The sequence below is a fragment of the Variovorax sp. RA8 genome (genome assembly GCF_901827175.1).
GTDB lineage: Bacteria > Pseudomonadota > Gammaproteobacteria > Burkholderiales > Burkholderiaceae_C > Variovorax.
The window spans coordinates 4,365,037-4,382,015 of sequence record NZ_LR594662.1 but is presented as its reverse complement, the minus strand read 5'-3'; the positions used below and the strand labels follow the sequence as shown (position 1 = coordinate 4,382,015).

At 68.0% G+C, this 16,979-nt stretch carries 20 protein-coding genes; 9 read left to right on the top strand and 11 right to left on the bottom strand.

Annotated elements, in window-relative coordinates; all coding sequences use genetic code 11:
* Positions 1-21: 21 nt before the first annotated feature.
* Both E5P3_RS20485 and E5P3_RS20480 read left to right on the top strand, forming a co-directional pair.
* Entirely contained in the window at positions 22-459 is a 438-nt protein-coding gene (locus E5P3_RS20485) for a DUF1810 domain-containing protein (RefSeq protein WP_162587652.1), read from the top strand.
* Positions 449-2,068: a phospholipase D family protein gene (locus tag E5P3_RS20480; protein WP_162587651.1), complete on the top strand. Its 1,620-nt coding sequence runs from the start codon at positions 449-451 to the stop codon at positions 2,066-2,068. Before E5P3_RS20485 ends, E5P3_RS20480 begins: the two co-directional genes overlap by 11 nt.
* Before the next feature lie 12 nt (positions 2,069-2,080).
* Here the strand turns inward: E5P3_RS20480 and E5P3_RS20475 are convergent, their stop codons facing one another.
* From E5P3_RS20475 to E5P3_RS20455, 5 genes are all read right to left on the bottom strand, one after another.
* Positions 2,081-2,608 (bottom strand): peptidoglycan DD-metalloendopeptidase family protein, encoded by a 528-nt coding sequence (locus E5P3_RS20475; RefSeq protein WP_162587650.1) that lies wholly within the window; start codon positions 2,606-2,608, stop codon positions 2,081-2,083.
* A 63-nt stretch (positions 2,609-2,671) separates the two neighbouring features.
* Entirely contained in the window at positions 2,672-4,456 is a 1,785-nt protein-coding gene (locus E5P3_RS20470) for an ABC transporter ATP-binding protein (protein WP_232073220.1), read from the bottom strand.
* Positions 4,457-4,927: a CreA family protein gene (locus tag E5P3_RS20465; protein WP_162587649.1), complete on the bottom strand. Its 471-nt coding sequence runs from the start codon at positions 4,925-4,927 to the stop codon at positions 4,457-4,459.
* Positions 4,924-5,475: an NUDIX hydrolase gene (locus E5P3_RS20460; RefSeq protein WP_162587648.1), complete on the bottom strand. Its 552-nt coding sequence runs from the start codon at positions 5,473-5,475 to the stop codon at positions 4,924-4,926. Before E5P3_RS20460 ends, E5P3_RS20465 begins: the two co-directional genes overlap by 4 nt.
* A 23-nt stretch (positions 5,476-5,498) precedes the next feature.
* Positions 5,499-6,200, bottom strand: a complete 702-nt coding sequence (locus tag E5P3_RS20455; protein ID WP_162587647.1) for a fumarylacetoacetate hydrolase family protein — start codon at positions 6,198-6,200, stop codon at positions 5,499-5,501.
* A 106-nt stretch (positions 6,201-6,306) separates the two neighbouring features.
* On the opposite strand from E5P3_RS20455, the gene maiA reads away from it, so the two are divergent.
* Entirely contained in the window at positions 6,307-6,945 is a 639-nt protein-coding gene (maiA, locus tag E5P3_RS20450; protein ID WP_162589765.1) for a maleylacetoacetate isomerase, read from the top strand.
* Positions 6,946-6,947: 2 nt separating this feature from the next.
* Entirely contained in the window at positions 6,948-7,703 is a 756-nt protein-coding gene (gene pgeF, locus E5P3_RS20445; RefSeq protein ID WP_162587646.1) for a peptidoglycan editing factor PgeF, read from the top strand.
* Here pgeF and E5P3_RS20440 read toward each other — a convergent pair.
* Positions 7,635-7,928 carry a hypothetical protein gene (locus E5P3_RS20440; protein ID WP_162587645.1) on the bottom strand — a complete coding sequence of 98 codons (294 nt, stop codon included), beginning with the start codon at positions 7,926-7,928 and terminating at the stop codon, positions 7,635-7,637. The genes pgeF and E5P3_RS20440 overlap by 69 nt on opposite strands.
* Before the next feature lie 104 nt (positions 7,929-8,032).
* Here E5P3_RS20440 and phaC point away from each other — a divergent pair, with 104 nt between their 5' ends.
* Together phaC and E5P3_RS20430 are read left to right on the top strand one after the other, a co-directional pair.
* Positions 8,033-9,775 carry a class I poly(R)-hydroxyalkanoic acid synthase gene (phaC, locus tag E5P3_RS20435; protein WP_162587644.1) on the top strand — a complete coding sequence of 581 codons (1,743 nt, stop codon included), beginning with the start codon at positions 8,033-8,035 and terminating at the stop codon, positions 9,773-9,775.
* A gap of 57 nt (positions 9,776-9,832) precedes the next feature.
* Entirely contained in the window at positions 9,833-11,011 is a 1,179-nt protein-coding gene (locus E5P3_RS20430) for an acetyl-CoA C-acetyltransferase (RefSeq protein ID WP_162587643.1), read from the top strand.
* A gap of 27 nt (positions 11,012-11,038) precedes the next feature.
* Here the strand turns inward: E5P3_RS20430 and E5P3_RS20425 are convergent, their stop codons facing one another.
* A complete protein-coding gene (locus E5P3_RS20425; protein WP_162587642.1) occupies positions 11,039-11,914 on the bottom strand; it encodes an endonuclease/exonuclease/phosphatase family protein in 876 nt (291 codons plus the stop codon).
* 157 nt (positions 11,915-12,071) lie between these two features.
* Here E5P3_RS20425 and phbB point away from each other — a divergent pair, with 157 nt between their 5' ends.
* A complete protein-coding gene (gene phbB / locus E5P3_RS20420; protein ID WP_162587641.1) occupies positions 12,072-12,809 on the top strand; it encodes an acetoacetyl-CoA reductase in 738 nt (245 codons plus the stop codon).
* A gap of 136 nt (positions 12,810-12,945) precedes the next feature.
* On the top strand, positions 12,946-14,637 hold the full coding sequence (gene ybaL / locus E5P3_RS20415; RefSeq protein ID WP_162587640.1) for a YbaL family putative K(+) efflux transporter: 1,692 nt from the start codon (positions 12,946-12,948) through the stop codon (positions 14,635-14,637).
* Positions 14,638-14,651: 14 nt separating this feature from the next.
* On the opposite strand, the gene E5P3_RS20410 is transcribed toward ybaL, so the two are convergent.
* Positions 14,652-15,059, bottom strand: coding sequence for a hypothetical protein (locus E5P3_RS20410; RefSeq protein WP_068672907.1), 408 nt, complete (start codon positions 15,057-15,059; stop codon positions 14,652-14,654).
* A 241-nt stretch (positions 15,060-15,300) separates the two neighbouring features.
* Here E5P3_RS20410 and E5P3_RS20405 point away from each other — a divergent pair, with 241 nt between their 5' ends.
* Positions 15,301-15,525 (top strand): hypothetical protein, encoded by a 225-nt coding sequence (locus E5P3_RS20405; RefSeq protein ID WP_162587639.1) that lies wholly within the window; start codon positions 15,301-15,303, stop codon positions 15,523-15,525.
* A 42-nt stretch (positions 15,526-15,567) separates the two neighbouring features.
* Here E5P3_RS20405 and E5P3_RS20400 read toward each other — a convergent pair whose 3' ends face one another.
* The 3 genes from E5P3_RS20400 to E5P3_RS20390 form a co-directional block, all read right to left on the bottom strand.
* Positions 15,568-15,870 (bottom strand): hypothetical protein, encoded by a 303-nt coding sequence (locus tag E5P3_RS20400; RefSeq protein WP_162587638.1) that lies wholly within the window; start codon positions 15,868-15,870, stop codon positions 15,568-15,570.
* Between the two features lie 99 nt (positions 15,871-15,969).
* The gene (locus tag E5P3_RS20395) at positions 15,970-16,347 is read right to left on the bottom strand and encodes a helicase SNF2 (protein ID WP_162587637.1); all 378 of its coding nucleotides are present in this window, start codon (positions 16,345-16,347) and stop codon (positions 15,970-15,972) included.
* A gap of 295 nt (positions 16,348-16,642) precedes the next feature.
* Positions 16,643-16,843: a hypothetical protein gene (locus tag E5P3_RS20390; RefSeq protein ID WP_162587636.1), complete on the bottom strand. Its 201-nt coding sequence runs from the start codon at positions 16,841-16,843 to the stop codon at positions 16,643-16,645.
* Positions 16,844-16,979: the final 136 nt, after the last annotated feature.

The following is a 16,979-nucleotide window of genomic DNA, read 5'->3' as shown; positions in this document are numbered from 1 at the left end:
GCCACCTACAGAGTCCCGTTCATGAACGATGCTTTCGAATTGCAGCGCTTCGTCGATGCGCAGGCGCCCGTGATCGACGCAGTGCGCCGCGAACTGCGCGGCGGCCGCAAGCTCAGCCACTGGATGTGGTTCGTGTTCCCGCAGTTGGCGGGCCTGGGCCGCAGCGCGATGGCGCAGCGCTATGCGATTGTCTCGCTGGCCGAGGCGCGCGCCTACCTGGCGCACTCGCTGCTCGGGCCGCGGCTGCGCGAATGCAGCGCGCTGGTGCTCGCGGTCGAGGGCCGCGATATCCACGAGATATTCGGCGCGCCGGACGACCTGAAGTTCTGGTCGTCCATGACCCTGTTCGATGCGGCCGATCCGTCGGAGCCGGTGTTTCGCGACTGCCTGGACAAGTACTTCGGCAGCCGGCGCGATGGCGAGACGCTGGTCCGGATCGAAGGCGGCGATGGGGGCTGAAGGCGCGAAGCATCCTGGCAGCGCCTGGGGCAGCGGAGTCGTCTGGCTCGTTGCCTTGGCGCTCGCCGTGCTGCTGGCCGGCTGCGCGGGCCTGCCGAAGGGGGTGGAGCGCCCGCCCTCCTATGCGATCACCGACACCGCGAACACGGCGCTCGGCCGGCTCGCCGTGGCCGGTGCGCCGGATGCGCAGCAAAGCGGCTTCCGGCTGCTGCCGTTGCCGGCCTTTTCGATGCACGCGCGCCTCGAGCTGGCGCGGCGCGCGCAGCGCAGCATCGACGTGCAGTACTACCTGGTGCAGAACGACGAAACCGGCCGCTACCTGCTGCGCACGCTGCGCGACGCGGCCGAGCGCGGCGTGCGCGTGCGCGTGCTGATCGACGACCTCTACACCGCCGGCGCCGACACGCTGCTGGCGAGCCTGGCGGCCTATCCGAACGTGGAGGTGCGGCTCTTCAATCCGTTCCCGGCCGGGCGCGGGCGACTGTCCACGCGGCTGGCCGCCTCGCTGCTCGACATCGACCGCATTCATCGCCGCATGCACAACAAACTCTTCGTCGCCGACAACGCGATGGCGGTGGTGGGCGGGCGCAACATCGCCAACGAATACTTCATGCGCGATGCCGGAGCCAACTTCATCGACATCGACACGCTGGTGACGGGCGCGGTGGTGCCGCGGCTGTCCTCGCTGTTCGACACGTACTGGAACAGCCCTTTCGCATATCCGATCGAGTCGATCGCGCAGGCGGAGGGCACGCCTTCGCAGCGGCGGCAGCGCTTCGAGGAGATGACCTGGGACGCCGCGATGTGGGCCCCGCAGACGCCGATCGAGCGCGACCTGCTGGGCTACCAGGCGCTCGCCGAGGACATGGAGGCAGGCACGCTGTCACTGGTCTGGGCGCGGGCCGAGGCCTACGCCGACACGCCGCACAAGGCGCTGGGCCCGCCCGAGGAGCGCCCGCGCGTAGCGGCGGATGCGCCCGAGGGCGTGCTCTTCAACGTCCGGCGCTACGTGCGCGCGGCCGAGCGCGAGGCGTTGATCACCACGCCCTACCTGATCCCGGGGCGCGGGGGCATGGAATCCGTGCGCCGGCTGCGGCAACGCGGCGTGCGCTTCACGCTGGTGACCAACTCGCTGGCCGCCACTGACGAGTCGCTGGTGCACCTGGGCTACCGCCGCTACCGGCCCGAGCTGGTGCGCCTCGGCGTGGAGCTCTACGAGCTCAGCCCCAAGCGCGTCGAGCGGACGCGGCGCTTCGGCATTTTCGGCTCGGCCAGCGGGCGACTGCACGGCAAGGCTGCGGTGGTCGACGGCAAGGTGGTGTTCATCGGCTCGCTCAACTTCGATCCGCGCTCGGACCTGCACAACACGGAGCTGGGCCTGTTCATCCACAGCCCGCAGATTGCGGCGCAGCTCACCAGCCTGATCGGCTTCATCACCATGGATGCGGCCTACCGCGTGCGATTGGGGCCGAGGGGCGGCATCGAATGGATGAGCCCGTCGGACGACGGCGGCCCCGATGTCGTGCAGCACGAGGAGCCAGAGACCGATTTCGCCTCGCGCCTGAAGCTGGAGTTGCTTGCGCCGCTGGTACCCGAGAGCTTGCTGTAGCGGTTGCTGCGTTCAGCGCAGCTGGCCGTTGAGGTAGGGCTCGGGGTCGACCGCGACGCCCTGCTTGCGCAGCTCGAAGTGCAGCTTGACGCGGTCGGCGCCACTGCTCCCCATCTCGGCGATCTTCTGGCCCTGGCGCACGACGTCCTTCTCCTTGACCAGGATCTGCTGCGCGTGTGCGTAGGCGCTGAGGAAGGTGTCGTTGTGCTTCACGATCACCATGTTGCCGTAGCCGCGCAGCTCGCCGCCGACATAGACGACGCGGCCATCGGCCGCGGCGAGGATCGGGTCGCCCAGGCTGCCCGCGATGTCCACGCCCTTGTTCGTCTTCCCGTCGAAGCGCGACAGCGTGGGTCCGGCCGCGGGCCGCAGGAACGCGGGCGGTGCCGGCGGTGGCGGCGGCTTGACGGTGGCGCCGGGGGGCGAGGGAAGCGGGCGCTGGGGCGGCAGGGGCGGCAGGGGCGTCGTGCTGCACGCGACCAGGCTGGCGACCGCTGCGGCCACGAGGCCGGCGCGGAGAACATGGGTGTTGGATTGCATGGCGTTTTTTCGAACGCATTCTGGCGCGCTGGTTCCCGTCGGCGCGTAGGACCGTGGCGTTTTTTAAGGCTGGAGGCCGTGGGACGGCGGCGCATGGGCCCGCAGCGAGGGCTGGCGGGCCAGCACAGCGGCGCGTGGACCCGCATCGACGATGCGGCCCGCTTCCATCAGCACCACGGTGTCGAAGCGTTCCAGCAGGCTCAGGCGATGGATGGACGCGACCAGGCAGGCGTCGGGAAAGGCCGCGCCGATGCGCTCCAGCACGCGGCGCTCGGTCGAGGCGTCGAGCGCGCTGGTCGGCTCATCGAGCAACAGCAGCGAGCTGCCCTGTGCCGCGAGCACGCCGCGCGCCAGGCACAAGCGCTGCCGCTGGCCGCCCGAGAGATTGAAGCCGCGTTCGGACAGCAGGGTGTCGAGGTCGCCATGCGTGGCGGCGAGCACCTCGTCGAAGGTGCTGGCATGCAATGCGTCGCGGATCGCTTCGTCGTCCACGGGCTGGCCGAAGCCGAGGTTCTCCCGGACGCTGGCCTCGAAGACCTCGATCTCCTGCGGGATCAGGGTCGCGATGGCGCGCAAGCGCGGCCAGGGCGTCGGGACGCCGTCGATGGCGAGCGTGCCGGCTGCGGGCGCGTAGAGGCCAGCCAGCACGCGCAGCAGCGTGCTCTTGCCGCCGCCGCTGGGGCCCACCAGCGCGATGCGCTGGCCGCGGCCGAGCGCGAGCGCCACGCCGTGCAGCCCGCTCGGCACGTGCTCGCCGGTGCCCGGCGTGCCGCGCGGCTTGTAGTTCCAGACCAGGCCGTCGACCTGCAGGGCGCGCCAGGCCGCATCGCGTTCGATGTGCTCCTGCGCCGGGTCGTCGATGCGCGCGGGCGCGACCCAGATCGGCGCCGCGCTGCCGTAGTCGGTGTGCATGCGCGCGAAGAAGCTGAAGTTGGCCGCCATCGAGGTCACTACGCCCGCGGCCTGCTGCGCGTACTGGTAGATCATGAACACGCTGCCCAGCATCACGGCCTGCCCCGGCGTGCGCGACTGCCACACGTAGACCACGACCAGGCCCCAGGTGAGCGCCAGGCCCATCAGGTCGACGGAGAACCACTTGCCCTCGTTGAGGACCACCGTGCGCCTGAGCGGTTTCGACACTGCAGCCATGCGCGCGTGCAGCAGCCGGCGCGAGGCGGCCGAGAGCCGCAGGCCGATCACGGTCGAGGCGTTCGACAGGAAGTCGAGCAGGGCCGAGACGTAGCGCCGGTCGGCGTCGTTCTCCAGGCGGGCGTAGTGCATCAGCGCGCGGTCGAAGCGCACGATCACGATGCCGATCACCACATAGCCGGTGATCGCCACTGCGCCGCTCGTGCGCGACAGCAGGGTGAGCGCCACCAGCGGGCCGATGAAATTGACGATGTTGGTGAGGTAGATGAACTGGTTCTGCGCGAAGTCCGACAGCGCGCGGCTCGCCTGGTGCACGCGGTGCTGCAGTTCGCCCGAGTGGTGGCCGTCGTGCCAGTCCAGCGGCGCCGCAGCGATGCGCGCATAGAGCGCATCGGCCACCGCCTCGCGCACGCGCAGCCCCACGTTGCGTTCGAGGATGCGTCCCGGGCCGTGGATTACCCAGGACAGCACGTAGATGCCCGCCAGCGCGGCGATCCAGCGGCCGGAGCCGGCGATGTCGCCGGTCTGCAGCGCATTGATGGCCTGGCCGGCCAGCCAGGGCAAGGTGAGTCGCAGCAGCTGCGAGCTGGTGAGCAGCCCGGTGGCGCCGAGCAACTGGCCGCGCGCGCCTTCTGCATGGCGCCAGAGGGCGCCGTAGAGCTCGCCGATCGCCCGAGTCGGTGAGAGGGGCGCGCTCACCTACTTCAGCGGGATCGGCATCGCACGATCGATCGGCACCGCGGTGATGCTGTTCTTCGGCGAGCCTTCGACCAGGCGATCGGAGTAGGTCAGGTAGACCAGCGTGTTGCGCGGGCCATCGACCATGCGCACCACGCGCAGGCGCTTGAAGAGAATGGAGAGTCGCTCGCTGTATACCTCCTCGCGCTTGGGCAGCGGCTGGGTCACGCGCACGGGCCCGACCTGGCGGCAGGCGATCGAGGCCTCGGACTTGTCTTCGGCCAGGCCGAAGGCACCAGAGATGCCGCCGGTCTTGGCGCGCGAGACATAGCAGGTCACGCCGCTGACCTTAGGGTCGTCGTAAGCCTCGACCACGATCTTGTGATCGGGGCCGATCAGCTTGAAGGCGGTGTCGACCTCGCCGACCTGCTCGGCCTGCGCCTGTGCAGCCAGCAGCAGGGCGCAGCACAGCGATGCGCGAAGGAGCTTCATACGATGTCCAACTGATGGACGCGGTCGAAGCTGCCGCGCCGGCGGTCCTCGAAGTAGCGGGTGAGTGCTTCGCGCACGGTGCGGAAGGCGATCTCGTCCCAGGGGATCTCTTCCTCGGTGAAGAGGCGGGCCTCGATCGTCTCGTGCCCGGGGTCGAACTTGTCGCTGAGAAGGCGAGCCCGGTAGAACAGGTGCACCTGGCCCACCCGCACCACGCTCATCACCGCGAACAGGCCTTCCATCTCGTATTCCGCGCCGGCCTCCTCGTCGGTCTCGCGCGCCGCGCCCTGGGCGGTTGTCTCGTTGAGCTCCATGAAGCCGGCCGGCAGCGTCCACTTGCCCCAGCGCGGCTCGATGTTGCGCTTGCACAGCAGCACGCGATCGCCCAGCACGGGGATGGTGCCCACCACGTTGAGCGGGTTCTCGTAGTGCACCGTGTGGCAGGCCGGACAGATGGCGCGCTCGCGCGTGTCGCCGTCGTCGGGGATGCGGTACACCACCGCCGTGCCGCAGTTCTTGCAGTGCTTGATAGGGACGCGCAGGAGCATCGGGTGTGGACCGGCGGCGTGTTTCAGACCACCTTGACGGTGAGCGTGGGCAGGCCCGCGACCTGGCCGACCAGGGTGTCGCCGGCCACCACCGCCGCCACGCCCTCGGGGGTGCCGGTGAAGATCAGGTCGCCGGGCTGCAGCTCCCAGGCGGCAGAGAGGTGCTCGATGGTCTCGGCCATGTTCCAGATCAGCTTGCTCACGTTGCTGCGCTGGCGGTCCTGGCCGTTGACCTGAAGGGAGATCTCGGCGTGCTCGATGTCGCCGGCCCGGGCCGCCGGCACGATCGGCCCGGTGGGCGCGCTCTGCTCGAAGCTCTTGCCGATGTCCCAGGGGCGGCCCTGCTTCTTCATGTCGCCCTGCAGGTCGCGGCGCGTCATGTCCAGGCCCACGGCATAGCCGAAGATGTGCTTCATCGCATCGGCCGCCTTGATGTTCTTGCCGCCCGTGCCGATGGCCGCCACCAGCTCGATCTCGTGGTGCAGGTTCTTGGTCAACGTGGGATAGGCCATGGTGCCGGTCGTGTCCGCATCGACGACGACCACGGCATCGGCCGGCTTCATGAAGAAGAAGGGCGGCTCACGGCCGGTAAAGCCCATTTCCTTGGCGTGCTCTTCGTAGTTGCGGCCGACGCAGTAGATGCGGTGCACGGGGAAGCGGGCAGCCTGGCCGACCACCGGCAGGGACACCGTCGCCGGCGGAGTGAAGACGTATTCGGAAGCCATGGCGGAAAAAGTCCTTTCAAGCGAAAGCGGCAGTTTGCCAGAGGGCGGAAGCCGTCGCCCGGCTGTGGGTCACGCCGGGAGCACCGGCGCTATGCTCTGGGCCATGATGAAGCTCTACACCTACTTCCGCTCCTCTGCTTCGTTCCGGGTCCGCATCGCGCTCAATCTCAAGGGCCTGGACTACGACTACCTCCCGGTGCACATCGCCCGCGGCGAGCACAAGACGGGGCCTTTCTCGGCCATCTCGCCCGACATGCTGGTGCCGCTGCTGAAGGACGACGGCGAGCGCTTCACGCAGTCGATGGCGATCATCGAATACCTGGACGAGATCCATCCCGAGCCCGCACTGCTGCCGCACGACCCCGTGGGCCGGGCGCATGTGCGGGCCCTGGCGCAGTCGATCGCCTGCGAGATCCATCCGCTGAACAACCTGCGCGTGCTCAAGTACCTGGTGCGCGAGCTCAAGATCGGCGACGACGCCAAGAACACCTGGTACCGCCACTGGGTGCGCGAGGGCATGCTGGCCTTCGAGCGCCAGCTGGCGCAGCGCCCGGCAAGCCTCTATTGCTGGGGCGACACGCCCACGCTGGCCGATTGCTGCCTGGTGCCGCAGGTTTTCAACGGCCAGCGCTTCGACTGCGACTTCAGCGGGCTGCCGCGCACCATGGCGGCGTTCGAGGCCTGCATGCAGCTCGATGCCTTCCAGCGCGCCCAGCCCTCGCGCTGCCCCGACGCGGAGCCCTGAGCATGGTGCCCGGCGAGGCGCTGGTGCCCGACTGGCCCGCGCCGCCCGGCGTGCACGCGCTGTGCACCACGCGCGAAGGCGGTGTGTCCGGGGGCGCGTATCGGAGCCTCAACCTCGGCGACCACGTGGGCGACACGCCGGCCGACGTGGCCGTCAACCGCGCGCGGCTGCGCGATGCCCTCGGCGCGCGCCCGGTCTTCCTGCAGCAGGTGCATGGGACCCAGCTGCTGGCGCTGGATGCCCGGACGCCGGACGGCAGCGCAGCCGATGCCTGCACCGCCACCGCCGCTGGCATCGCCTGCACCATCATGGTTGCCGACTGCCTGCCCGTGCTCTTCACCGACGGCCGCGGCCGCCGCGTGGCCGCCGCGCATGCCGGCTGGCGCGGCCTGGCGGCAGGCGTGCTGGAGGAGGCCGTCGGCACCTTTGCAGCCGAAGCCGGGCCGGGCGAGCTCATGGCCTGGCTCGGCCCCTGCATCGGGCCCGAGGCCTTCGAAGTCGGCGATGAAGTCCGCACCGCCTTCGCGGTGGCCGCGCCGCAGGCCCCGCGGTGCTTCAAGCCCGCCGCCGCGTCCGGCAAGTGGCTGGCGGACCTCGCGGGCCTCGCTCGCCAACGCCTGAACGGGGCGGGCGTCACGCAGCTCTACGGCAACGACGGCAGCGCCCCGTGGTGCACGGTAAACAACCCGTTACGTTTTTTCTCGCACCGGCGAGACCGCATCAGCGGTCGTTTCGCCGCCTGCATCTGGCGCGACTGAGGTCGCAGCCGCCTGCATGGCGGCCTCGCGCTCGGCCGCCTCGCGTGCGCGGATCGTCCTGCGACGCGCCGGTGTGCCCATCAGGTAAACCACCAGTGCCACCGGCGCCAAGCCATAGAGTAGAAAGGTAAAGACCGCACCGAGCACCGTGCCGTTGGTGTTGGTGGCTTCGGCCACGGCCATCATCAGGGCGACATACAGCCAGGCGATGACGACGAGGTGCATAGGAGAGGTTTTCAGGAAGGTATGGCGGGCTTTTGCTTTCCGGGCCCTGCCGGATGCAGCATACTCAAAAGCCGATACGACAAGGTGAGGAACCAGGAGACGACATGAAACAAGAACAACAGGCCGCGGCCGAGTCCACTTTCGCGCCGTTCCAGCAGGCGCTGGCGCAGGGTTGGGAGAAGGCCCTCGAGTCCTTCCAGTCGCTCGGCAAAGGACCCCAGGCCGGGACGCCCTGGGAGTCGTGGAAGTCCTCGGAAATGCCCCGGTTCGCCTTCTCCGCCCCCAAGCTCCAGGAGCTGCAGAAGCAGTACGTCGAGGAGGCCACCGAGCTGTGGCGCCAGGACATGGCGGCACGCGCCCGCGGCGACCGGCGCTTCGCTGCCGAGGCCTGGGGCAGCAATCCGGTGGCGGCCTTCTCGGCAGCGGTCTACCTCCTCAACACGCGCACGCTGCTCGGCATGGCCGAAGCCGTCGAGGCCGACGCCAAGACCCGCGCCCGCCTGCGCTTCGCGGTCGAGCAGTGGGTGGCGGCCTCGGCACCCAGCAATTACCTCGCGTTCAACGCCGAGGCCCAGAAGAGGGCGCTCGAAACGCAGGGCGAAAGCATCGCAAAGGGCATCCAGAACCTTCTGAAGGACGTGCAGCAGGGCCACCTTAGCATGACCGACGAGAGCGCCTTCGAGGTCGGCCGCAACGTCGGCACCACCGAGGGCGCGGTGGTGTTCGAGAACGAGCTGTTCCAGTTGCTCGAGTACAAGCCGCTCACGGCCAAGGTCTACGAGCGGCCGTTGCTGCTGGTGCCGCCCTGCATCAACAAGTTCTACATCCTCGACCTGCAGCCCGAGAATTCGCTGATCCGCTATGCGGTGGAGCAGGGCCATCGCGTGTTCGTGGTGAGCTGGCGCAATCCCGATGCCTCGATGGGCAACACCACCTGGGACGACTACATCGAGAACGCCGCCATCAAAGCGATCCAAGTCACTCGCGAGATCAGCGGCCAGGACAAGAAGGGCGGGCAGATCGATACGCTGGGCTTCTGCGTCGGCGGGACCATCCTGTCGACCGCGCTGGCGGTGCTGGCAGCGCGCGGCGAGCAGCCCGCGTCCTCGGTCACGCTGCTCACCACGCTGCTCGACTTCACCGACACCGGCATCCTCGACATCTTCATCGACGAGGCCTTCGTGCGCTTCCGCGAGATGCAGATGGCCTCGGGCGGCCTGCTGGCCGGCAGCGAGCTGGCCTCCACCTTCAGCTTCCTGCGGCCCAACGACCTGGTGTGGAACTACGTGGTCGGCAACTACCTGAAGGGCGAGACCCCGCCGCCCTTCGACCTGCTCTACTGGAACAGCGACGCCACCAACCTGCCCGGGCCCTGGTATTGCTGGTACCTGCGCAACACGTACCACGAGAACAAGCTGGCCGAGCCCGGCGCGCTGACCGTGGCCGGCGAGCAGGTCGACCTGGGCCGCATCGATGCCCCGGTCTACATCTACGGCTCGCGCGAGGACCACATCGTGCCCATCGGCGGCGCCTATGCGTCGACGCAGCTGCTCAAGGGCAAGAAGCGCTTCGTCATGGGCGCCTCGGGCCACATCGCCGGCGTGATCAACCCCCCGGTCAAGAAGAAGCGCAGCCACTGGATTCGTGCCGACGGCAAGCTGCCGAAGACCCAGGCCGAATGGCTGGCCGGTGCCACCGAGCATCCCGGCAGCTGGTGGACCGACTGGTCCAACTGGCTCAAAACCCACTCGGGCAAGCAGATCCCTGCGCCCAAGTCCTACGGCAAGGGCAACGCCTACAAGGCGATCGAGCCCGCGCCGGGCCGCTACGTCAGGGCGCGAGCCTGACTTCGTTGTTCGTTCCCACTTTCCTTTTTTCAATCGCAGCCTCGGAGAGCACACATCATGGAAGACATCGTCATCGTTTCGGCCGCACGCACGGCCGTGGGCAAATTCGGCGGATCGCTGGCCAACATCGCGGCCACGGAGCTCGGCTCGATCGTGATCAGGGAAGTGCTCGAGCGCGCCAAGGTCGGGCCCGACCAGATCGGCGAGGTCATCATGGGCCAGGTGCTCACCGCGGGGAGCGGGCAGAACCCGGCGCGCCAGGCGCTGCTGAAGAGCGGCATCACCAAGGAAACGCCTGCGCTCACCATCAACGCGGTGTGCGGCTCGGGCTTGAAGGCGGTGATGCTGGCGGCGCAGGCCGTGGCCACCGGCGACAGCGAAATCGTTGTGGCCGGCGGGCAGGAGAGCATGAGCCTCGCGCCGCACGTGCTGCCGAACTCGCGCAATGGCCAGCGCATGGGCGACTGGAAGCTGGTCGATTCGATGATCGTCGACGGCCTGTGGGACGTGTACAACCAGTACCACATGGGCATCACGGCCGAGAACGTGGCCAAGAAGTACGACATCAGCCGCGCCGCGCAGGACGAGCTCGCGCTCGCCAGCCAGACCAAGGCCGCGGCCGCGCAGGACGCCGGCAAGTTCAAGGACGAGATCGTCGCCGTCAACATCCCGCAAAGGAAGGGCGACCCGGTCGTCTTCGCCCAGGACGAGTTCATCAATCGCAAGACAAACGCCGAAGGCCTGGCCGGGCTGCGCCCTGCCTTCGACAAGGCCGGCGGTGTGACGGCGGGCAATGCCTCGGGCCTCAACGACGGCGCCGCCGCCGTGCTGGTGATGACCGCCAAGAAGGCAGCCGCGCTGGGGCTCAAGCCCCTGGGCCGCATCGCCAGCTACGCCAGCACCGGCCTCGACCCGGCCTTCATGGGCATGGGTCCGGTGCCTGCCTCGCAGAAGGCGCTGCAGCGCGCCGGCTGGAAGCCGCAGGACCTCGACGTGCTCGAGATCAACGAGGCTTTTGCCGCGCAGGCCTGCGCCGTCAATCGCGAGATGGGCTGGGACATCAACAAGGTCAACGTGAATGGCGGCGCCATCGCCATCGGTCATCCGATCGGTGCCTCCGGCTGCCGCATCCTGGTGACGCTGCTGCACGAGATGCAGCGCCAGAACGCGAAGAAGGGCATTGCCTCGCTGTGCATCGGCGGCGGCATGGGGGTTGCGCTCACCATCGAGCGCTGAGAACGTCCTGCTGTTCGTCAAGGGCGCTCAGTCGCCGAGTTCGATCAGCACAGGCTGGTGGTCGGAGGCGCGTGTCTGCAGATCGACCTCCATGCGCCGCACGCGGGGTGCCAGGGTGTCGCTGACGAACACGAAGTCGAAAGCGGCGGGGTCCTTGCCATAGGTGTCGTCGAACAGCTTGAAGGTGGGGTCGTGGGGCCGCTCGGGATGTGCAAGCGGCCAGGCGTCCTGGAGGCGCCTGTCGGGCACTCCGCCGGCCGGCAGGGCGGGTGCGGTGAACGGCGCCTGGATCTCGGCATGGGCCGGGTCGCTGGCCTCCATGTTGAAGTCGCCGCAGAGGATGGCGTGCTGGGTGTGGGGCTTGGGCTGGAAAGGCGAGTCGTCGAACGCGGCGGCAGGCGGCGCTGCGGCCTGCTGGCAGGCTTCGATATGCAGGGCGCGCAAAGCCTGTGCCTGGGCCAGGCGCTGCACGGACGAGTAATACTCGAGGTGCGTGGTCATCACGCGCACGGTGCCCAGTTCGGGGCTGGCCAGGGTCACGACCGTACACATGCGCGGCATGCTGCTCACGGTCGGGTCGGGCGGCCAGGGCAGGGGATGGTGCCGGACCAGGGACACCGGCAGTCGGGTGGCGATCAGGTTGCCGAAGCGCTGCCGGCGGCCCTCGCCGTCGAATTCCTCGACCGCGGCGCCGAAGAAGAGCCGGAAGCCCGGCAGCAGCGCGCCCAGCTCGGCCGGCTGGTCGCCGGGGGCACCCGGCATGCGCTCGTAGCCAGAAGCGATTTCCTGCAGGCAAAGCACATCGAAGTCGGCCATCGCGCGCGCGCCTTCGACGATGCGTTTGGGACTCACCTCGCCGTCGAGCCCGCGGCACCACTGGGTGTTCCAGGTTACGAGTTTCATGGCAGCCTGCCTTTTCCGATAGGGACCGCGGCATCCGGGCGCGGCTGTGACACCCCGTTGCATTGAGGGGTCAGTGTTTTCCTGACCCGGAGCCCGTGGGAAACTTGGCTACAGTGAACCGCGCCTGTTCAGGCGCGTCAACATCGAGGGAAAAATCATGAGCAAGAAAGTTGCATACGTCACCGGCGGCATGGGGGGCATTGGTACGGCCATTTGCCAGCGTCTTCACAAGGATGGCTTCACGGTGATCGCCGGCTGCGGCCCCACGCGCGACCATGCCAAATGGTTGGCGGAGCAGAAGGCGCTGGGCTACGAGTTCCATGCCTCGGTCGGCAACGTTGGCGATTGGCAGTCGACCGTGGAAGCTTTCACCAAGGCCAAGGCCGAGCATGGCAGCATCGACGTGCTGGTCAACAACGCCGGCATCACGCGCGACCGCTTGTTCCTGAAGATGACGCCCGAGGACTGGAGCGCGGTGATCGAGACCAACCTCAACAGCATGTTCAATGTCACCAAGCAGGTGGTGGGCGACATGGTCGAGAAGGGCTGGGGCCGCATCATCAACATCAGCTCGGTCAACGGCGCCAAGGGCCAGGCCGGCCAGACCAACTACTCGGCCGCCAAGGCCGGCATGCACGGGTTCACGATGGCGCTGGCGCAGGAGTTGGCGGCCAAGGGCGTAACGGTGAACACGGTGAGCCCGGGCTACATCGGCACCGACATGGTCCGCGCCATCCGCCAGGAGGTGCTCGACAAGATCGTGGCCACCATTCCCGTCAAGCGGCTGGGTGAACCCAGCGAGATCGCCTCCATCATCGCCTGGCTCGCGACCGACGAGGGCGGCTACTCGACCGGGGCCGACTTCTCCGTCAACGGCGGCCTGCACATGCACTGAGGCGCGCCCCGACGCCCTCGAAGAGACCCGCCCCGGCGGGTTTTTTTCTGGGGCGGTCGCACGTGCTCCTTACCGTCGGCTACGTCACGGCGGGGCATTGACGGGGCGCGGGCCTCGCTCTTGCACAATGCAGGCGATGCCCCATAGCGTTTCCCTGATCAACACCGTCGCGGCCGGCCTGGGGCTGGCCCTGATCCTGGGCTTCCTGGCGGCACGGCTGCGCTTGCCGGCGCTGGTGGGCTATCTGATCGCGGGCGTGATCATCGGCCCCTTCACCCCCGGCTTCGTGGCCGACGCGGGCATCGCCGCGCAGCTGGCTGAGATCGGCGTGATGCTGCTGATGTTCGGGGTCGGCCTGCATTTCTCGCTCGATGACCTGCTCGCGGTGCGCAAGATCGCGCTGCCCGGCGCGCTGGTGCAGATGGTGGTGGCCACGCTGCTGGGCGGGGCGCTGGCGAGCTGGTGGGGCTGGAGCCTGGGGGGCGCGCTGGTCTTCGGGCTGGCGCTGTCGGTGGCGAGCACGGTGGTGCTGCTGCGGGCCCTCGAAAGCCTGGGGCTGCTCGATTCCTTCACCGGCCGCATCGCCGTGGGCTGGCTGGTCGTGGAAGACCTCGCGATGGTGCTGGTGCTTGTGCTGCTGCCGCCGCTGGGTGCTGCGCTGGGCAGCGGCGCCGCGCCAGCGGACGCGGCGCCGCTCTGGCAAACGCTGGGACTGACGCTGTTGCAGGTGGGCGGCTTCGTGTTCCTGATGCTGGTGGTGGGGCGGCGGGTCTTTCCCTGGCTTCTGTGGCAGATCACGCGCACCGGCTCGCGCGAGCTGTTCACGCTGTGCGTGGTGGCCGCGGCGGTGAGCATCGCCTTCGCCTCGGCGGCGCTGTTCGGTGTGTCCTTCGCGCTCGGCGCCTTCTTCGCCGGCATGGTGATGCGCGAGTCCGAGTTCAGCCATCGGGCGGCGCAGGAATCGCTGCCGCTGCGCGATGCCTTCGCGGTGCTGTTCTTCGTCTCCGTCGGCATGCTGTTCGATCCGGCGGTGCTGATCGAGCGCCCGCTGCAGGTGCTGGCCGTGGTGCTGGTGATCGTGGTGGGCAAGTCGGTCGCTGCCTGTGCCCTGGTGCTGCTCCTTCGTTACCCGCTGGGCACGGCCCTGACAGTGAGCGCGAGCCTGGCGCAGATCGGCGAGTTCTCCTTCATTCTGGCGGCGCTGGGGGTCTCGCTGGGCTTGCTCCCGCAAGAGGGCCAAAGCCTGCTGCTGGCGGGCGCGCTGATCTCCATCGCGACCAATCCGCTGTGGTTCGGCCTCATCGGGCCGCTGCAGAAGTGGCTGCACGCGCACTCGCGCCTCGCTCGTGGGCTCGCCGAGCGCGACGACCCGCTGGCCGAGCTGCCGATGAGCACCGAAGCGAAATACCTTTCGCGTCAAGCGGTGCTGGTCGGCTACGGCCGCGTGGGCCGGCGCATCGCGGCGGAACTGGCGGCCCACGATCTTCCCTTCGTCGTGGTGGAGCAGAACCGCGAGCTGGTCGAGAAACTGCGCGCCGAGGGCCGGGCGGCAGTGTGGGGCGATGCGGCGGATCCGGCAGTGCTGATCCAGGCGCATATTGCGCGGGCGCGGGTGCTGGTGGTTGCGACCGCCGATGCCATCAATGTCCGACAAATGATCGAGACCTCGCGCACGCTCAATCCTGCGATCCAGACCGTGATCCGCAGCCACAACGAGGATGAGGCGCGCCTGCTGACCCAGGAGGTCGAGGCCACCGTCTTCCTGGGTGAGCAGGAGCTCGCGCAATCCATGGCGCGGGCCGTCCTCAGCCGGGCCAGGCCGGCCTGACCGGCGAGGCTGTTTCAGAGATCTTCGATCACCAGGCGGCAGTAGCGCTCGGCCACCGAGTAGGGCACGGTGCGGACCACCTCCATCAGGCGTTCGGCCGCGGCCCGGTTCTCGGTCTTGACCAGCAGGCCCGTGTGGCCTTCGCGGGCCAGCTTGGTGTAGACCCTGACGGTCGCGCCGTCGGTGCCGGCGGAGGGCAGGGGCGTGTCGGCATCGTCCCTTACCGTCGGTGAGATCTGGGACAGCATCGTCTGGGGCGGAATCAGGTAGACCTCGTCGCCGCTGAAGCCCCGGTCGATCAACTGGTGCCCGACCCGATTGGCATCTTCGGCCTTTGGGAACATCACGACCGAATGGCCGGTCGGGTAGAACGCGCCCCCGAAGGCTGCGCACATGTGAGAGTCGAGGACGAAGTGCTTCACGATGCCTCCTCATCACGTTACGTTTCTTAAGGGAAGGTCAGCTTAGGCCTGGCCGCATCCGCATGCTGTAGGAAAAGCCCTTGGGTGCTGGCCGAACACCTTCGACTGCATCCGCGCTCTAGCAAACGCCAAGCTGATAACTTTTAGTCACATTCGCGACAAAACGTGAAATTGTGGCTAGCCTCGACAGAGGCCGGTGCATAGGATCAAAAGGCTCACTTGGACAACCCCTGCTAAGCCCATGTCGCAATTGCGAAATATCGCGCTGACCGTGCACGAACTCGAAGAAGGGGAGTTCTACTGGGTATTGATGGAAGGCACCGACTACGCCATGGAGGATGCGCTTCCCTACCTGCCGCTCGAGGCCGCGAGCGATCCTCAGGCGAGCTACGCCAACGCCCTGGTGGCAGGCGTGGCGGCCATGCGAAAGTTGTTCGGCAACAACGGTCCGCGCAAATTGAAGTGAGATGCCGGCAGCCGTCCTGTGGGCGATGCGGCGTTGGCGCCTTCAGGAGGTGACGCGGGCGTCCGTCGACAGGGGCCACAAGCGGCGCCACCACGGGCGCTTGGGTTCGGGTGCGGCGGCGGAGGCGTTGGCGATCAGTTCTGCGGCCATCGAGGCGCGCACGCGCTCTCGCAGCGCGGTCTCGTAGGCGTGTGCGGGCGCCCGCGCATTGCGGTCGCCGCGAAGCGCCAGGCGCCGCCAGGCGTGTGCCTGTTCCGCGAGTTCCGCGTCGCTCAGGTCGTCAGGGTGGGGCAGTTGCTGCGTCATGCTGAACGAGATTGTGCCGCGCTCCGGGGCTCGGAGCATTCCCATTCTCGATCCAGGCGCCGCGTCGCTGCAGAAGAAAAAAAAGCCGGGGCCATGCATGTCGCATGGCCCCGGCTTGTCGCGCGGTGCGCGTGACGCTTACAGCGCGAGTTGCTGGCCGCGAGCGGCGGCGCGAGCCTCGGCGCGCACCGTCGCGCGATCGACGGTACTGGCCAACACCGGCGTGACGCCTTGCCCATAGCCCTCGGCGTAGGGGTTGGCACTGCGCGCGGCGGCCACGGCCTCAGTGCGCACGATGGCGCGGTCGGCAGAGGCGGTCAGGGAGGGCGCGACGCGCGACGAAACGCCTTCGGCGTACGGGTTCTCGCTGTGCGCGGCGACAACGGCCTGGGTCCTCACATCGGCGCGGCTGTTTGCCGACACCGGCGCGTGCACGCCTTCGTAGGTTTCGGCTTGAGCGCCGGCTGCGGCGAGAAGCGAAAGAGCGGCTGCGGCGATGATCTTCGAGGTCTTCATTTCAGTTCCTTGCAATGACTTTGGATTGATTTCGAACCGGTCTTGGGTGGGGTCGTCGTCCTGGAAGGGAACGGCCACCTCGCTCGGTACCCTGTTCACTCAGAGCAGTGGGATGCCTGCTCCGTGGGATGAAGTTTGCGCCCAAAACTAAGTAAAAACCCTAGGCATTGGGAATCACGGCGTTTTCCTCGCGGAAACAATCGGACAGGATCGCGCAGCCTCCGAAGCAGCGTTGCGCCGCTCGCTTCGAAGGGGCGGAGGTCGTTGCTCGCAGAAGAAGAGGGAGCAGGCGGGTTCAGACGCTGGTCTGTGACCCAGTGTTCAGCTCGCGTGTGATCAGGCGGGTGAGTGCGTCGAGTTCGCGCGCGAGGCGGATGGCTTCGGCACGCGCCTCCTCGTCACCTTCCTTCATGCGCGAGAGGTGCTGCTTGAAGGCGTCGGACAGCTGTGTCCATCGGTCGAACGATGTGTCGATAGGCGTCAACGAGTCGTACATGTCTGCCTCCATTCGGCAACAGGCGAGGCCTGGGCGACGCTCGCGAGCTTGCGATTCAAAAGACTACACAAAGCGGCAGCCCATGGCGTCGGGAGGGGCGGACAAACGCAGGCCGCATCCCCAACTTCTTCATGTT

Excerpts from the sequence above, each read along its gene's own strand:
- E5P3_RS20480 (WP_162587651.1), top strand. The coding sequence starts at position 449 with ATGGGGGCTGAAGGCGCGAAGCATCCTGGCAGCGCCTGGGGCAGCGGA.
- phbB (WP_162587641.1), top strand. The coding sequence starts at position 12,072 with ATGAGCAAGAAAGTTGCATACGTCACCGGCGGCATGGGGGGCATTGGT.
- E5P3_RS20405 (WP_162587639.1), top strand. The coding sequence starts at position 15,301 with ATGTCGCAATTGCGAAATATCGCGCTGACCGTGCACGAACTCGAAGAA.
- E5P3_RS20460 (WP_162587648.1), bottom strand. The coding sequence starts at position 5,475 with ATGCTCCTGCGCGTCCCTATCAAGCACTGCAAGAACTGCGGCACGGCG.
- phaC (WP_162587644.1), top strand. The coding sequence starts at position 8,033 with ATGAAACAAGAACAACAGGCCGCGGCCGAGTCCACTTTCGCGCCGTTC.
- pgeF (WP_162587646.1), top strand. The coding sequence starts at position 6,948 with ATGGTGCCCGGCGAGGCGCTGGTGCCCGACTGGCCCGCGCCGCCCGGC.
- E5P3_RS20400 (WP_162587638.1), bottom strand. The coding sequence starts at position 15,870 with ATGCTCCGAGCCCCGGAGCGCGGCACAATCTCGTTCAGCATGACGCAG.
- E5P3_RS20485 (WP_162587652.1), top strand. The coding sequence starts at position 22 with ATGAACGATGCTTTCGAATTGCAGCGCTTCGTCGATGCGCAGGCGCCC.
- E5P3_RS20465 (WP_162587649.1), bottom strand. The coding sequence starts at position 4,927 with ATGAAGCTCCTTCGCGCATCGCTGTGCTGCGCCCTGCTGCTGGCTGCA.
- ybaL (WP_162587640.1), top strand. The coding sequence starts at position 12,946 with ATGCCCCATAGCGTTTCCCTGATCAACACCGTCGCGGCCGGCCTGGGG.
- maiA (WP_162589765.1), top strand. The coding sequence starts at position 6,307 with ATGAAGCTCTACACCTACTTCCGCTCCTCTGCTTCGTTCCGGGTCCGC.
- E5P3_RS20430 (WP_162587643.1), top strand. The coding sequence starts at position 9,833 with ATGGAAGACATCGTCATCGTTTCGGCCGCACGCACGGCCGTGGGCAAA.
- E5P3_RS20440 (WP_162587645.1), bottom strand. The coding sequence starts at position 7,928 with ATGCACCTCGTCGTCATCGCCTGGCTGTATGTCGCCCTGATGATGGCC.
- E5P3_RS20390 (WP_162587636.1), bottom strand. The coding sequence starts at position 16,843 with ATGTACGACTCGTTGACGCCTATCGACACATCGTTCGACCGATGGACA.
- E5P3_RS20475 (WP_162587650.1), bottom strand. The coding sequence starts at position 2,608 with ATGCAATCCAACACCCATGTTCTCCGCGCCGGCCTCGTGGCCGCAGCG.
- E5P3_RS20455 (WP_162587647.1), bottom strand. The coding sequence starts at position 6,200 with ATGGCTTCCGAATACGTCTTCACTCCGCCGGCGACGGTGTCCCTGCCG.
- E5P3_RS20425 (WP_162587642.1), bottom strand. The coding sequence starts at position 11,914 with ATGAAACTCGTAACCTGGAACACCCAGTGGTGCCGCGGGCTCGACGGC.
- E5P3_RS20395 (WP_162587637.1), bottom strand. The coding sequence starts at position 16,347 with ATGAAGACCTCGAAGATCATCGCCGCAGCCGCTCTTTCGCTTCTCGCC.